This is a genomic window from Polynucleobacter necessarius (assembly GCF_900095205.1).
GTDB lineage: Bacteria > Pseudomonadota > Gammaproteobacteria > Burkholderiales > Burkholderiaceae > Polynucleobacter > Polynucleobacter necessarius_E.
Genome location: NZ_LT606951.1, coordinates 106,582 through 120,103 on the forward strand (window position 1 = coordinate 106,582; position 13,522 = coordinate 120,103).

The following is a 13,522-nucleotide window of genomic DNA, read 5'->3' on the forward strand; positions in this document are numbered from 1 at the left end:
AGAACACTATTGTTATGGGCGACATTCGTAAAGTTATTTTTGAAGAAAATAAGCTAGAGAAAAAACTTTGCCGCTTAATGGGTCAAGCCATTGGTGATTTTGGTATGGTTGAAGATGGCGATAAAGTAATGGTATGTGTATCTGGTGGTAAGGATAGTTATGCCATGCTTGATATATTGATGAAATTACGTGAGCGTGCACCAATTCATTTTGAAATAGTGGCAGTTAATTTAGATCAGAAGCAACTGAATTTTCCGGCTGATATCTTGCCTAACTATTTGGAGAGTTTAGGTATTCAGTATCACATCGAAGAACAAGATACCTATAGCATTGTGAAACGAGTAATCCCCGAATGGAAAACCACTTGTGGGTTGTGTTCGCGTCTGCGTCGCGGTATTTTGTATCGCGTTGCCGATGAATTGGGCGCAACTAAAATTGCTCTAGGTCACCACCGCGATGACATTCTAGAAACTCTAATGCTCAATATGTTTTATGCAGGCAAGCTCAAGGGCATGCCACCAAAATTACGTTCCGATGATGGCAAACACATCGTGATTCGTCCCTTGGCGTATGTCCCTGAAAAGTTGTTAGAGCGATATGCTGAAGATATGAATTTCCCTATCATTCCATGTGACTTATGCGGAAGTCAGCCAAATCTCCAGCGTCAAGTTATGAAAGAAATGCTCCGCGACTGGGAAAAGAAATATCCCGGTCGGATAGAGAACTTGTTTCGCTCTATGCACCACATTGTTCCCTCTCATTTGATGGATGGGGAGGCCTTTGATTTCAAAAACCTGGAGATTTCCACTGAGCTATCGGGTATCGCCGCTAGATCTGCGGGTGATAAGGCAATTGATGAGGCTGAATTGGACGAATTAGCCTGCGGAACCCTCATTCAGGGGGCTTATAATCCCATTTTATGAATATCGTTATATTAGCCGCTGGGCAAGGAAAGCGGATGAAATCCGCCCTTCCCAAAGTCCTGCAAACTCTGGCAGGCAAGCCCCTACTTCAGCACGTTCTAGACACAGCACTTTCCCTACAAGATAAGAAGTCAAAAATTAGCCCAGTTGTGGTGATTGGACATGGTGCAGCAGATGTAAAATCATTCTTGGCAACGGTAAGCAATGAAGATGCTAGATTTGGTAAGGTGGTAACTGCGCTGCAAGCTGAGCAAAAAGGAACGGGTCATGCGCTCCTACAGGCCTTGCCAAAATTAGATACTCAAGAGCCAACATTGGTTTTATATGGAGATGTTCCTCTCACAACTAAGAAGACGCTAGCGAAGTTAGCGAAATTAGCTGACGGGGCAAAAGGACAAGATTGTGCTTTGGCATTGCTGACACAAAAACTTTCCAATCCAACTGGATATGGCCGCATCATTCGAGATGTCGACGGTTCTGTAAATGAGATTGTCGAAGAGAAGGATGCATCACCTGCACAAAAAGCAATAAAAGAAATCAACACCGGCATTATGGTGTTGCCAATAAATTCATTAAAAAAGTGGCTTAAGGCTTTGCGCGCTAGTAATGCCCAAGGTGAGTATTACCTAACTGATGTGATTGCAATGGCTGTCAAAGATGGTGTGCCTATTCGCACAACACAGGCTGATGATGAATTTGAAACTGTGGGAGTGAATAGTCGCGATCAGCTGGCTGCCCTTGAGCGTGTTCACCAACTCAATATTGCAAATCAATTGATGGATGCAGGCGTGTCACTTGCGGACCCTTCACACATTGATGTGCGCGGTACCATAAAGTGCGGTACCGATGTATCGATCGATGTTGGTTGCGTATTTGAGGGTCACGTCACCTTGGGTAGTGGCGTCAAAATTGGACCTTATTGTGTGGTTCGAAATAGCGAAATTGGTAATGGCGTAGCAGTTCATGCATATAGTCATGTCGATGGTGCAAAGGTGGGCAATCACTCTGTCATTGGCCCTTATGCTCGCTTGCGGCCTGGCGCAGACTTATCCAATGATGTGCATATTGGTAATTTCGTAGAGGTAAAGAACAGCAAAATTGCTGCCAATAGTAAAGCCAATCATTTGGCTTATGTAGGTGATTCGATTGTTGGTTCAAGAGTCAACATAGGTGCAGGGACTATTACCTGTAACTATGATGGCGTTAATAAACATCAAACCATTATTGAGGATGATGTTTTTATTGGATCGGATACACAATTAGTTGCTCCAGTCCGTGTAGGTCGCGGCGCTACCTTGGGCGCTGGCACTACCTTGACTAAAGATGCGCCAGCTAATCAGCTAACTGTATCTCGGGCAAAACAAGCCTCCTTTCGGTGGCAACGCCCTGTAAAGCAAGAAAAGAAGCCTACAAAAAAGACGGCAGTAAAGAAAGCCGTTGTTAAAAAAATAGCTGTAAAGAGCGCAGCGAAGAAAACGGTTAAGAAAACTGTAAAGGGTAAAAAATAATGTGCGGTATTGTTGGCGCAGCTTCCCATAAAAACATTGTTGATGTCTTAGTCGAAGGCTTGCGTCGTCTAGAGTATCGTGGTTATGACTCTTGTGGATTTGCAGTAATTAATGGCGATGATGCAGTTCATCCCATTGAAAGAGCGCGAACGACAGCCCGTGTTTCTGAGTTGGCTGAGCAAGGGAAAGATTTTGTTGGCACGCTTGGTATTGCTCATACTCGCTGGGCAACGCACGGAAAGCCGGATACGCAAAATGCCCACCCACATATTTCCAATGGTTTAATCGCAGTTGTTCACAACGGAATTATTGAAAACTACGAAGTGCTCCGCTCTGAATTGAAAGCTGCTGGCTACGATTTCACATCGGAAACAGATACTGAAGTTATTGCGCATTTGGTTTATCAGCAATATGTTGCTAGTGGACAAAAGAATATTACTGATTCAGTGAGGGCAGTGCTACCTAAATTACATGGTGCATATGCTATTGGCGTTATTGCTCAAGATAATCCAAGCACACTAGTTGGTGCGCGTGTAGGCTCACCTTTAGTAGTTGCCATTGGTGAACATGAGCACTTTTTAGCATCAGATGCTTTGGCTTTGGCGGGTCGTGCACACTCTATGATGTATTTGGAAGAGGGCGACGTTGCGGTTCTCAAGGCAGACAGCATTGAGGTAATTGATCAAGCAGGTAAGTCTGTTCATAGAGAGTTAAAGCCGATGCCAGCACAAGCTGACTCGGTTGATCTAGGCCCATACCAGCACTACATGCAAAAAGAAATTTTTGAGCAGCCTAGAGCTATTGGTGACACGCTTGCCAATATTGCTGAGTTTGGTCCGGGATTATTTAACGCAAAGCCTGAAGATTGGGATGCTTTCGATCAAATCTTGATTTTGGCTTGTGGTACCAGTTACTACTCTGCATGTGTAGCTAAATATTGGTTGGAGGATATTGCTGGCATTCCAACACAGGTCGAAATCGCGAACGAATATCGTTATCGAACTACTGTACCGAATCCGAAAACTTTAATTGTGGTGGTTTCTCAATCTGGTGAGACGGCTGATACTTTGGCTGCTTTACGTCATGCCAAGAGCATGGGCCATCAGTACACCTTAGTAATCTGTAATGTGGCAAGTAGTGCAATGGTTCGTGAAACGGATTGGAACTTCTTGACTAAGGCTGGCACTGAAATTGGGGTTGCTTCAACCAAGGCGTTTACTACACAACTCCTTGCACTGTATCTATTGGCGGTTTCATTAGCAAAACGTGCTGGCAGAATTTCTACGGAAAAAGAAAAGGAATTACTCTTTGAGTTACGTCATTTACCCAAAGCATTACATGCTGTATTAGCGCTTGAACCACAGATCATTTCTTGGAGTGATGCTTTTGCCAAATGTGAAAATGCACTCTTCCTAGGGCGTGGCTTACATTACCCAATCGCATTAGAAGGTGCGCTGAAGCTCAAAGAGATTTCTTATATTCACGCAGAGGCTTATCCGGCTGGTGAGTTAAAACATGGACCACTTGCACTGGTTACAGATAAGATGCCGGTAGTAACAATTGCGCCTAAAGATGAATTGTTGGAAAAACTCAAGTCCAATATGCAAGAAGTAAAAGCGCGCGGTGGAAAGCTTTATGTCTTTACCGATCAAGATACCAATATTTCTGGTGGCGAAGGTATCAATGTCGTTAAACTTCCTGAGCACTATGGCAATCTCTCACCGATTTTGCATGTAGTACCTCTGCAATTGCTTGCATATCACACAGCTTGTGCTCGCGGCGCTGATGTCGATAAACCCAGAAACCTAGCAAAGAGTGTTACGGTTGAGTAAATTTCTTCCAAGTGGGGCGGTAAATCTTGGGTTTGATGATTTGTATGTTTCTACCTTAGTATTTTCCGCAAAGACCAAAGAAAATTCTTAATCAAGTATCCCAAGTGCAATTAGAAAGACTTTCGGTATTGAAGGTTTGACATTGCTTAAAAAGATTTCTAAATCTAGAGGCGCCCATTGAGAATTAAAGTTGTAGAAGAATGACGATTAATTTTCGATATATAGCAGAATTTTTGTAGGATTTGAGGTGTCCTTGGCACATGAAAACTATTATGAGCAATAAACATAAATACTCAGAGTACCGCTCAGACATTGATGGCCTAAGAACAATTGCAGCACTCTCGGTAGTTGTATTCCATGCTTTTCCAAGCTGGATTAAAGGTGGATTTATAGGGGTTGATGTTTTTTTGTAATCTCTGGTTTCCTAATTTCAACAATTATATTTCGAAATTTGGAGATGGGAGCTTTTAGTTTCTGCGAATTTTATTCTCGTCGTATTAGGCGCATATTCCCATCCCTATTGCTTGTTTTGGCGATCAGTTGTGCTTTAGGATAGTTTGCCTTGCTGGCCGATGAATATGAGCAACTCGGAAAACATGTCGCTGGAGGCGCAGGATTTGTATCAAACCTCATCCTCTGGAAAGAAGCGGGATATTTTAATAATGGATCCGAGACAAAGCCGTTACTTCATTTATGGAGTCTTGGAATTGAAGAGCAGTTTTATATCATTTATCCACTAATTTTATGGTTGACTTGGAGGAAAAAAATTAATCTTCTATTTTCCTTGCTGGTTGTGGCTCTAATATCCTTTTTATTAAATATTAAGGGCATTAAATCAGATATAATTGGAACTTTTTATTCTCCACTGACGCGATTTTGGGAGTTAATGTTGGGAAGAATTTTGGCTTGGGGAATTCTTTATAAATCAAAGTGGTATCCAAGTTTTGCACAACTGGTAAATATTGCCCTACTTCAGAATATTAGATTAGAGTCTTTAGTCCTGGAGCCATAAGAAATGGCGCCCCTTGGTAGGGGTTAGTACTGCTTGTATATGGCTTTTTTAGAATTGGCAAAGGCTTCAACTTTCCAGGAACATGGGCTCTAATACCAGTCTTTGGAGCCCTTCTTCTCATTGCTGCAGGGCAGGATACGTGGATTTAATAAGAAAATATTATCCAATCGCATTCTTGTATGGTTTGGTCTTATTAGTTTTCCTTTGTATCTATGGCATTGGTTGCTCCTGTCATTTGTAAGGGTTGTGGAAAGTAAAACTCCTAGTATTGGGATTCGAGTCACTTGTGTTGGACTGGCGATCTGCCTAGCATGGATTACATATAAGTATATTGAGAGACCATTCCGTTATGGAAATTATAATAAAAGTAAAACGTTTATTCTGGTGTCTCTTTCAATTATTGTTGGTCTGATGGGTCTAGTCATATTCAACCAAGAGGGATATGAAAAAAGAGAATCAATTAACGGTTTTATCAATAATAAAAATGAGCTTATAAGAACCCCCGCAAAAAATAATGAATGCATTCAGTACCTTGCTCCTATAGCGCCACTATTCCCATATTGTAAATTTAAGGATAACGGTGCGACTGAAACCGTTGCTGTTATAGGGGACAGCCACGCTCATGTTGCATATCCAGGCGTTGCTGAATTTTTTAAAAATAGAAATACTGTTCTGTTTGCAAATAGTGGGTTGCCCTCCCTTGTTAGGATATGCAATGACAGGAAGTACTCAAGAAGAGCGTAAGTTATGCGATGAACAGACCAGTCAGCTGTTAAATATATTAAAAAACAAGGCAGATATCAAAGTTGTATTATTTTTTTCTCGAGGCCCTATATACATAACTCATACAGAGCTGCTGAGTGATGAAAAGATTTTAGAAGGCCCCAGAAATAATTATGTAGATTATCAAAGAGGGTTGCAAAAAACTATTGATGAACTTAAAAAATCCGAAAAAAAGTGTTTTATATTACTGAAAATCCTGAGTTAAGTTATGTTGTTGAATCATGTATTGAAAGGCCATACCGTTTTTCAAGTGTCGATTGTCAACCGCTAAGAAAAGATGTGTTAAGTCGACAAAAAGATTACCTTGAAGCAATATCAACCCTTCAAAATGTGCAATTAATTAATAGTCTTGAAGCCTTTTACCCTGCTGAAAAGTGCTTAACTTATTATGAAGGTAAGCTTCTGTATGCCGATGATGATCACCTCTCTGTTGCCGGTAGTAATTTTCAATTTGAAAAACTTCTTCGTAAGCATTTTGAGTAAATGCGATAGATTAAACTTTTAATAATTTAACCTTAAATTAAGTTAAGGTGATAGAGTGCTAACGTAGGTATGCTATTAATTAAAAATTAAACTCAAAAGAAAAGTAGGATAGCTATATTTGCTTTGTTGAAATTGGTGGCAATAGATGTGATTGCTGAAGTTAAATCAAAACCAATTCTGAATTCAAACTTCTGTTAAGTCTTGGTGCGTAGGCGCCGTTTGTAAGGTAGTTAGAAAAAAGTCGCTCTGCATAACGAAAGGGTTTTGTGAGCACTTGATCGTCAATGAAAGTTTGAACAAAAATTTAGTAAAAAAATCAGGGCTTTACGAAGCCCTGATTGTATTTTTGTGTTCAAATAACTCTTGTAAAAAAGATTTCTGTTTCAATCTATGCTTTTGTCTACGCCACAGCTTTCGCGTTTAAATTTGCTTTCGCTCATTTGCGCGGGGACTCTATCTGCATGTGCTGTTGGCCCAGATTTTAAAGAACCTGAAGCGCCTAAGACTTCTTCTTATACGGAAACTGCCTTGTCCAAGAGGCTGACCTCTGCGCCCGGAGTGCCTGGTGGTGGTGAGCAAGAGTTTGTTGAGGGAGCTGACATAGAAGCTCAGTGGTGGGAACTTTATAAATCTCCCGAACTAGATGCTCTTATTAAAAAGGCGCTTGAGCAAAATCCTAATTTAGGCGCTGCAGATGCCGCATTGCGTGCTGCACAAGAAAATGTCAATGTACAAATTGGCAGTCAATATTTTCCAGCGATTGGAGTCGGTGCAAATGCTCTAAGGCAAAAGCAACCATCAGCAGTTTATGGTTTGAACTATGGGGCTGATACATATAACCTCTATAACGCTATAGTCAACGTGATTTATCAGTTAGATGTTTTTGGTGGAGCAAGACGTGCGGTTGAGGGTTCTCGTGCACAAGCAGAAGTGGCTCAATTTCAATTAGAGGGCGCCTACTTTTCTTTAACTGCCAATGTAGTAACGAGTGCCGTTAAGGAGGCAGCCCTTCGTGCGCAGATGCAGGCTACAGAAGAAATTCTTAAGGCCCAGACCAATCTAGCCGAAGTGACCGAGAAGCAGCTGGCGATTGGTACAGTTTCTAAGGTGGATGTGACGTCACAGCGTACATTAGTTTCAAGTTCTCAAGTGGATCTGTTTAACTATGAAAGAAATCTAGCTTTTGCACGAAATCAGTTAGCGGTATTAGTGGGGGAAATTCCTAGTAATGCCAACATTGCTAGGTTTGATCTCGCAAATTTACATTTGCCTGAAAAGTTACCGCTTTCAGTTCCATCTAGTCTTGTACGTCAACGTCCAGATGTGCGAGCTGCTGAGGCTCAACTAAAAGCCCAGAATGCATTTGTCGGTGTAGCAACAGCCAATTTATTGCCACAATTTAATATCACCGGGTCAATTGGTGCAGCTGCGTTGACGTCTGCTAACTTATTTGGCCCCAACTCTTCTTTGTGGGCGTTGGGTGGCGGCATTCTGCAATCTTTGTTTCAGGGCGGGGCTTTATTGGCACAACGTCGCGGTGCTATTGCAAATTACGAGCGAGCGGCTTTTCAGTATCAAGCAACGGTACTGAAAGCCTTTCAGGAGGTAGCAGATGCCTTGCGCGCTTTAGAGACGGGTGCGCAAGCATTGAAGTCGGCATCCGATGCAGAGCACTATGCTTATGAAGCTTTAGATTTAGTGCAGCAACAATATAAGTTGGGTACAGCAAGTTATTTAGCAGTTTTGTATTGCCAAAATCAATATCAGATTGCGAAAGTGAAATCTGTGTCTGCACAAGTAACCCGTTTCTCGGATATAGCAGCATTATTTGCAGCACTTGGCGGAGGCTGGTGGAATCGCGAAGGCCCTGCATTTAAACCAAAAGACATAGCGAACAAAGATCAAAATGAAACTTCTGGAAAAAATTAAGAATTCTTTCGTCGCCCTAGTAATTAGCTTGTGGGCATGGATCGGGCGCAAAGCAATTGAGTGGAAATTGCGCGACAGAGTAATAGCCCTTTGGGGAAAAGCAAAAGCTTTTTGGTTGCAGATGGGGCAAAAGTGGCGCAATACTAAAACACATCAAAAGCTCATGACGATGGAGCCAATGAAACGCCGCATGGTCATCATGCTTTGCGGGGTGTTTTTGCTATTAGGCTTGATCTTTACCTTTAATCAAGTAAAGACATTCATGATTAAGCATTTCATTTCTAGCATGGGTCTACCGCCTGCGACAGTTTCTACGATGGTGATTACTGCTTCTGAGTGGCAGCCTAAATTAACCAGCGTTGGAAATGTTCGAGCTTTTAGGGGGGGGTTGAGCTGAGCACAGAAATTAGTGGATTAGTTCAGACGGTACCCATTAAGTCTGGTCAGGACGTCAAAGAAGGCGAGCTCCTTATTAAGCTTAATGATGCCTCTGATGTTGCGCAATTGAACTCATTAAAAGCCATGGCCGATTTGGCTAAGGTGATTAATGAGCGTGACAGACAACAACTGGCCATTCAGGCAATTAGTAAGAATGTATTTGATACTAGCGCTGCTGATGCAAAGTCCAAGCAAGCGCAAGTCGAACAGCAGACAGCCTTAGTGGCAAAGAAAAATCTAAAGGCACCATTTAGCGGGCGTATTGGTATTGTGTCAATTAATCCAGGTCAGTTTGTTAAAGAAGGTGATAAGTTATTAACACTACAAACTTTGGACCCTATTTTTGTAGACTTTAATTTGCCGCAAAATAATGCTGAGCAAGTACAGGTTGGCCAAGAGGTTGTTGTTTCGACGGATGCTTTCAAGGATGCTAGCTTCACCGGTAAGATTACGGCCATTAGTCCAAAAGTAGATACGAGTACTCGCAATATTCAGGTGGAGGCTCGGCTTGCCAATCCCGATAAAAAAATTCTGCCAGGTATGTTTGCTAACGTAAATATTAATCTTGGCGAACAAGTGAAATACTTAACGTTGCCCCAAACCGCTGTTACCTATAATCCGTATGGTTCGACGGTGTTTATTGCTAAGCCAACAGGTAAAAAAGACAAGCAAGGAAATCCTTCTTTAGAAGCTCAGCAAGTATTTGTAGCAACTGGATTAACTCGTGGCGATCAAGTCGCTATTCTTAAGGGCGTAGAAGAAGGCGCTACGGTAGTCACTAGTGGGCAGTTGAAGTTGAAGAATGGCACACCATTGATTATTAATAACAAGGCGCAGCCAGCAAATTTACCTGATCCAAAGCCTCAGGAATAAATAGCAGATGAATTGGGCCGATATATTCATCCGCAGGCCAGTGCTCTCCATGGTGGTGAGTGCACTTGTACTCATTTTTGGTTTGAAGGCTATCGGCGCGTTGCCAGTAAAACCAGTACCCTCAAACACAAAATGCAATTGTGACGATCACTACTGCCTACTATGGGGCAGATCCAGAAACGATTGCAGGCTTTATTACGCAACCTCTAGAGGCTTCTGTAGCTCAAGCACAGGGTATTGATTATTTGTCATCCACTAGCGTGAGTGGCGTATCAACCATCATCGCTACCCTGAAGTTGAATTACGATTCAAATGCGGCATTAACGCAGATTCAAACTCAAATTAGTGCAGTGAAGAATCAATTGCCGCCACAGGCGCAACAACCAATTTTGACTGTTCAAGTCGGTCAGTCAACCGCTGCGATGTATATGGGTTTTTATAGCGATGAAATCCCTAATAACGCAGTTATCGATTATCTATTGCGAGGTGTAAAGCCAAAGCTCGATTCAGTTGAGGGCGTTCAAAACGCAGAAATTACTGGTGGCCACAAGTTTGCTTTGCGCGCATGGCTTGACCGCGAAAAGATGGCTGGCTTAGGTGTTGGTGCTGATGATGTTTATAACGCAATGTCTGCGAATAATTACCTATCGGCGGTAGGTAGTACAAAAGGCGACATGGTATCCGTAGATTTAGTAGCTGGTACAGACTTGCACACGCTTGAAGAGTTTCGCAAGTTGGTTATTAAAAAGGATGGCGTCAATATCGTTTACTTGGACCAAGTGGCTAATGTCACCCTTGGTTCCGAGGACTACAACACCAACGTTGCCTTTAGTGGTAAACGCTCTGTATTTATCGCTATTAAGGTTGCCCCACAAGCTAATTTATTGGATGTAGCTCAACGCGTTCGAGATGTGGTTCCTGACATTCAGAAGCAATTGCCAATTGGTATGACTGGCAAGATTGTTTACGATTCCACCCAATTTATTACCAGCTCTATTGATGAAGTTGTTTCTACTTTGTTAGAGGCTTTGATAATCGTTACGGTAGTAATCTACCTTTTCTTGGGTAGCGTTCGTGCTGTTGCAGTTCCGGTAATAGCAATGCCTTTGTCACTCATTGGTACCTTCTTCCTAATGCAGGTTTTGGGCTACTCAATTAATTTGTTGACCCTTTTGGCGCTGGTATTGGCAATTGGATTGGTGGTCGATGACGCCATTATTGTGGTGGAAAACGTAGACCGCCACATGAAAGAAGGAAAGTCTCCGTTAGAGGCGTCCTTAATCGCTGCTCGTGAATTGGGCGGCCCTATTTTGGCAATGACCGTCGTTTTGATTGCTGTATATATACCAATTGGATTTCAAGGCGGATTGACGGGTGCACTCTTTACCGAATTTGCATTTACTCTAGCCAGTGCGGTAGCTGTATCAGGATTAATTGCTTTAACTCTTTCTCCTATGATGTGCTCGCGTATTTTTACTGAGGAACAAGAGGCATCTTCATTTGTTCAAAAGATTGATCAGATTTTTGACAAAGTCCACCATAGTTATCAAAGTACCTTACGAGACTTATTAAGTACTTGGCAGGTGATCATCGTGATGGGTTTTATTTTGTTAGGTGGAGTTGCGTATTTATATGCAACCGCTAAGTCAGAATTGGCGCCAACAGAAGATCAAGGGATTGTCTTAATGCAGGCATCGGGACCGCCTAACAGTACGGTTAACCAAATGCAGACGTATGCTGATCAAATCTACGCTATTGCAACTGCAGAACCTGAATATGAGCAGGCTTTTCAGATTACAGGTCCAACATCTAGTTTCGGCGGTATTTTGCTAAAGGACTGGGGTGAGCGTAATCGCAATGCGACTAAGTTCCAAGAAGATATGCAACAAAAGTGGAACACCATTGCTGGAGCGCGTGTTGCTGCCTTCCAATTTCCTGCATTACCAGGTGCGCAAGGTTTGCCAGTGCAGGTGGTAATCAATACAACAGAATCCTATGCACAGTTAAATGAAGTATCGCAAGCAGTCCTTGATAAGGCACGTCGCAGTGGAAACTTCTTTTTTGTGGATTCTGATTTGAAGATTGATAAGCCCCAAGACGTATTAGAAATTGATCGGGAGAAAGTGGCTGTCTTAGGCATGACTCAACAACAAGTTGGCGCTGCTTTATCAGCAGCACTAGGTGGCGGATACGTGAATTACTTCTCTGTTGCAGGACGCTCCTACCGTGTTATTCTACAGGTTAAGCAGGTTGACCGTTTAAACCCAGATCAAATCTTGGACTATTACATTCGTACTCCGAGTGGAGCGATGGTTCAGGCCCGCACTATTGCAACCATCAAACAAAGAGTTGTACCGCAATCGATTAATCACTTTCAGCAATTAAACTCCGCAACTATTTCAGGTGTTAGCACTCCATTTATCTCGCAAGCAGACTTGTTAGAGTTTATGCGTCAGTCCCTAAAAGAAGTTGCGCCCAACGGCGGCTACAGCATGGACTATGCCGGCCCTTCACGCCAGTTTATGGCTGAGTCCGGAGGATTTTTGGTGACCATGTTCTTTGCGATTTTGATTGTGTTCTTGGTTCTTGCGGCGCAGTTCGAAAGTTTCCGTGACCCGATTGTGATTTTGGTTTCTGTGCCGTTGGCTTTATTCGGCGCCTTAATCTTTATTAATCTAGGATTCACTACATTAAACGTCTACACTCAGGTGGGGCTCGTCACGCTGATGGGCTTAATTAGTAAGCACGGCATTTTGATTGTGGAGTTTGCTAATGAGCTTCAGGAGGCTGGATGCAGTAAGCTCAATGCTATCGTTGAAGCGAGTAGCGTTCGTTTACGCCCTATATTGATGACAACTGCTGCGATGGTTTTAGGTGTTCTGCCGTTGGTGATTGCCTCTGGAGCAGGTGCAGCTGGGCGCAAATCCATGGGCATCGTGATCTTTACCGGCTTGTCGATTGGAACTCTATTTACGCTGTTTGTTGTACCGGCTATGTATTTATTTATTGGCGCAGATCATCACGCTAAGAAATTCAAGCAAGAGTAGCGATTAAAAAACCACTTAACGATATTGAGCTCTTTATCAGCAAACTCGCCAAAGAGGGTCTCGGATCTTAGCTGCGTTAACCAGCGTTCGACGTTTTTATGTTCACTGCGTAAACCAGTTTTTTCTGGAAACGTATCGTTTAGCAATGCCCAGCGGTGCACACCTAGAGCCACCACAATATCGCCAATATTAAATTGATCGCCTGAGCAGTAGGCTTGTTTAGATAGCATTTGATCGAGCAAGCCAAGGGTTTGGTTTGTTGTTTGATAGCCTTTGTAGATGGCGTCATAATTACGATCTTGTTCAGGCGTTCTAGTCAGGCCTAGGAAGGCAGTACGCAATGGAGGCCCAAAGAGTTGCTAGTTGCCAATCCATCATTTTTTCAGAGCCGTATTGAGCCGCAATGCTTTTAGGAAAACGTCCATTTTTATCGTACTGTGAAACCAGGTAACGCATGATGGTGTTTGATTCCCAGAGTATCAAGCCTCCATCTTCGAGGGTAGGCACAAACCCATTTGGATTCATTTTAAGAAACTCGGGCGTGTTATTGATCCCAAAGTGGAGACCAGCATCTATACGCTCAAAGTCTTTGCCCTTTTTGAGCCCTAACTCGGCAAGGCACCACAATACTTTTTGAACGTTAATAGAACTTTTGCGACCCCATAAACGCATCATAGTATTTCCTTATATAGGT

At 42.7% G+C, this 13,522-nt stretch carries 11 protein-coding genes and 2 pseudogenes; 11 read left to right on the plus strand and 2 right to left on the minus strand.

Annotated features, from left to right (window positions below; translation table 11 throughout):
• Positions 1 to 14 precede the first annotated feature (14 nt).
• From ttcA to DXE37_RS00650, 11 genes and pseudogenes are all read left to right on the plus strand, one after another.
• Positions 15 to 923 carry a tRNA 2-thiocytidine(32) synthetase TtcA gene (gene ttcA / locus DXE37_RS00600; protein WP_114636220.1) on the plus strand — a complete coding sequence of 303 codons (909 nt, stop codon included), beginning with the start codon at positions 15 to 17 and terminating at the stop codon, positions 921 to 923.
• The gene (gene glmU, locus DXE37_RS00605; protein ID WP_114636221.1) at positions 920 to 2,431 is read left to right on the plus strand and encodes a bifunctional UDP-N-acetylglucosamine diphosphorylase/glucosamine-1-phosphate N-acetyltransferase GlmU; all 1,512 of its coding nucleotides are present in this window, start codon (positions 920 to 922) and stop codon (positions 2,429 to 2,431) included. The genes ttcA and glmU overlap by 4 nt, the downstream gene beginning before the upstream one ends.
• Positions 2,431 to 4,263 carry a glutamine--fructose-6-phosphate transaminase (isomerizing) gene (gene glmS, locus DXE37_RS00610; RefSeq protein ID WP_114636222.1) on the plus strand — a complete coding sequence of 611 codons (1,833 nt, stop codon included), beginning with the start codon at positions 2,431 to 2,433 and terminating at the stop codon, positions 4,261 to 4,263. The genes glmU and glmS overlap by 1 nt, the downstream gene beginning before the upstream one ends.
• Positions 4,264 to 4,535: 272 nt before the next feature.
• A complete protein-coding gene (locus DXE37_RS00615; protein ID WP_162786120.1) occupies positions 4,536 to 4,676 on the plus strand; it encodes a hypothetical protein in 141 nt (46 codons plus the stop codon).
• A gap of 149 nt (positions 4,677 to 4,825) precedes the next feature.
• A complete protein-coding gene (locus tag DXE37_RS00620; protein ID WP_114636224.1) occupies positions 4,826 to 5,275 on the plus strand; it encodes an acyltransferase family protein in 450 nt (149 codons plus the stop codon).
• A 102-nt stretch (positions 5,276 to 5,377) separates the two neighbouring features.
• Complete coding sequence (locus tag DXE37_RS13205) at positions 5,378 to 6,019, plus strand: acyltransferase family protein (protein ID WP_162786121.1); 642 nt, start codon at positions 5,378 to 5,380, stop codon at positions 6,017 to 6,019.
• Positions 5,991 to 6,541: pseudogene (locus DXE37_RS13210) on the plus strand (SGNH hydrolase domain-containing protein). The gene DXE37_RS13205 and the pseudogene DXE37_RS13210 overlap by 29 nt, the downstream one beginning before the upstream one ends.
• A gap of 396 nt (positions 6,542 to 6,937) precedes the next feature.
• Positions 6,938 to 8,470, plus strand: a complete 1,533-nt coding sequence (locus tag DXE37_RS00640; protein WP_231970865.1) for an efflux transporter outer membrane subunit — start codon at positions 6,938 to 6,940, stop codon at positions 8,468 to 8,470.
• Positions 8,448 to 8,867: a hypothetical protein gene (locus DXE37_RS13815; protein WP_331852088.1), complete on the plus strand. Its 420-nt coding sequence runs from the start codon at positions 8,448 to 8,450 to the stop codon at positions 8,865 to 8,867. The genes DXE37_RS00640 and DXE37_RS13815 overlap by 23 nt, the downstream gene beginning before the upstream one ends.
• 35 nt (positions 8,868 to 8,902) lie before the next feature.
• Complete coding sequence (locus DXE37_RS00645; RefSeq protein WP_331852157.1) at positions 8,903 to 9,781, plus strand: efflux RND transporter periplasmic adaptor subunit; 879 nt, start codon at positions 8,903 to 8,905, stop codon at positions 9,779 to 9,781.
• Between the two features lie 7 nt (positions 9,782 to 9,788).
• Positions 9,789 to 12,828: pseudogene (locus tag DXE37_RS00650) on the plus strand (efflux RND transporter permease subunit).
• Here the strand turns inward: DXE37_RS00650 and DXE37_RS11030 are convergent.
• Positions 12,801 to 13,169, minus strand: a complete 369-nt coding sequence (locus DXE37_RS11030) for a glutathione S-transferase family protein (RefSeq protein ID WP_197713030.1) — start codon at positions 13,167 to 13,169, stop codon at positions 12,801 to 12,803. The pseudogene DXE37_RS00650 and the gene DXE37_RS11030 overlap by 28 nt on opposite strands.
• Positions 13,141 to 13,503: a glutathione S-transferase N-terminal domain-containing protein gene (locus DXE37_RS11035; protein WP_197713031.1), complete on the minus strand. Its 363-nt coding sequence runs from the start codon at positions 13,501 to 13,503 to the stop codon at positions 13,141 to 13,143. Before DXE37_RS11035 ends, DXE37_RS11030 begins: the two co-directional genes overlap by 29 nt.
• Positions 13,504 to 13,522 lie beyond the last annotated feature (19 nt).

Bases quoted from the DNA above. Each gene is read 5' to 3' on its own strand.
- glmU (WP_114636221.1), top strand. From the start codon at position 920: ATGAATATCGTTATATTAGCCGCTGGGCAAGGAAAGCGGATGAAATCC.
- ttcA (WP_114636220.1), top strand. From the start codon at position 15: ATGGGCGACATTCGTAAAGTTATTTTTGAAGAAAATAAGCTAGAGAAA.
- DXE37_RS13815 (WP_331852088.1), top strand. From the start codon at position 8,448: ATGAAACTTCTGGAAAAAATTAAGAATTCTTTCGTCGCCCTAGTAATT.
- DXE37_RS00615 (WP_162786120.1), top strand. From the start codon at position 4,536: ATGAGCAATAAACATAAATACTCAGAGTACCGCTCAGACATTGATGGC.
- glmS (WP_114636222.1), top strand. From the start codon at position 2,431: ATGTGCGGTATTGTTGGCGCAGCTTCCCATAAAAACATTGTTGATGTC.
- DXE37_RS11035 (WP_197713031.1), bottom strand. From the start codon at position 13,503: ATGATGCGTTTATGGGGTCGCAAAAGTTCTATTAACGTTCAAAAAGTA.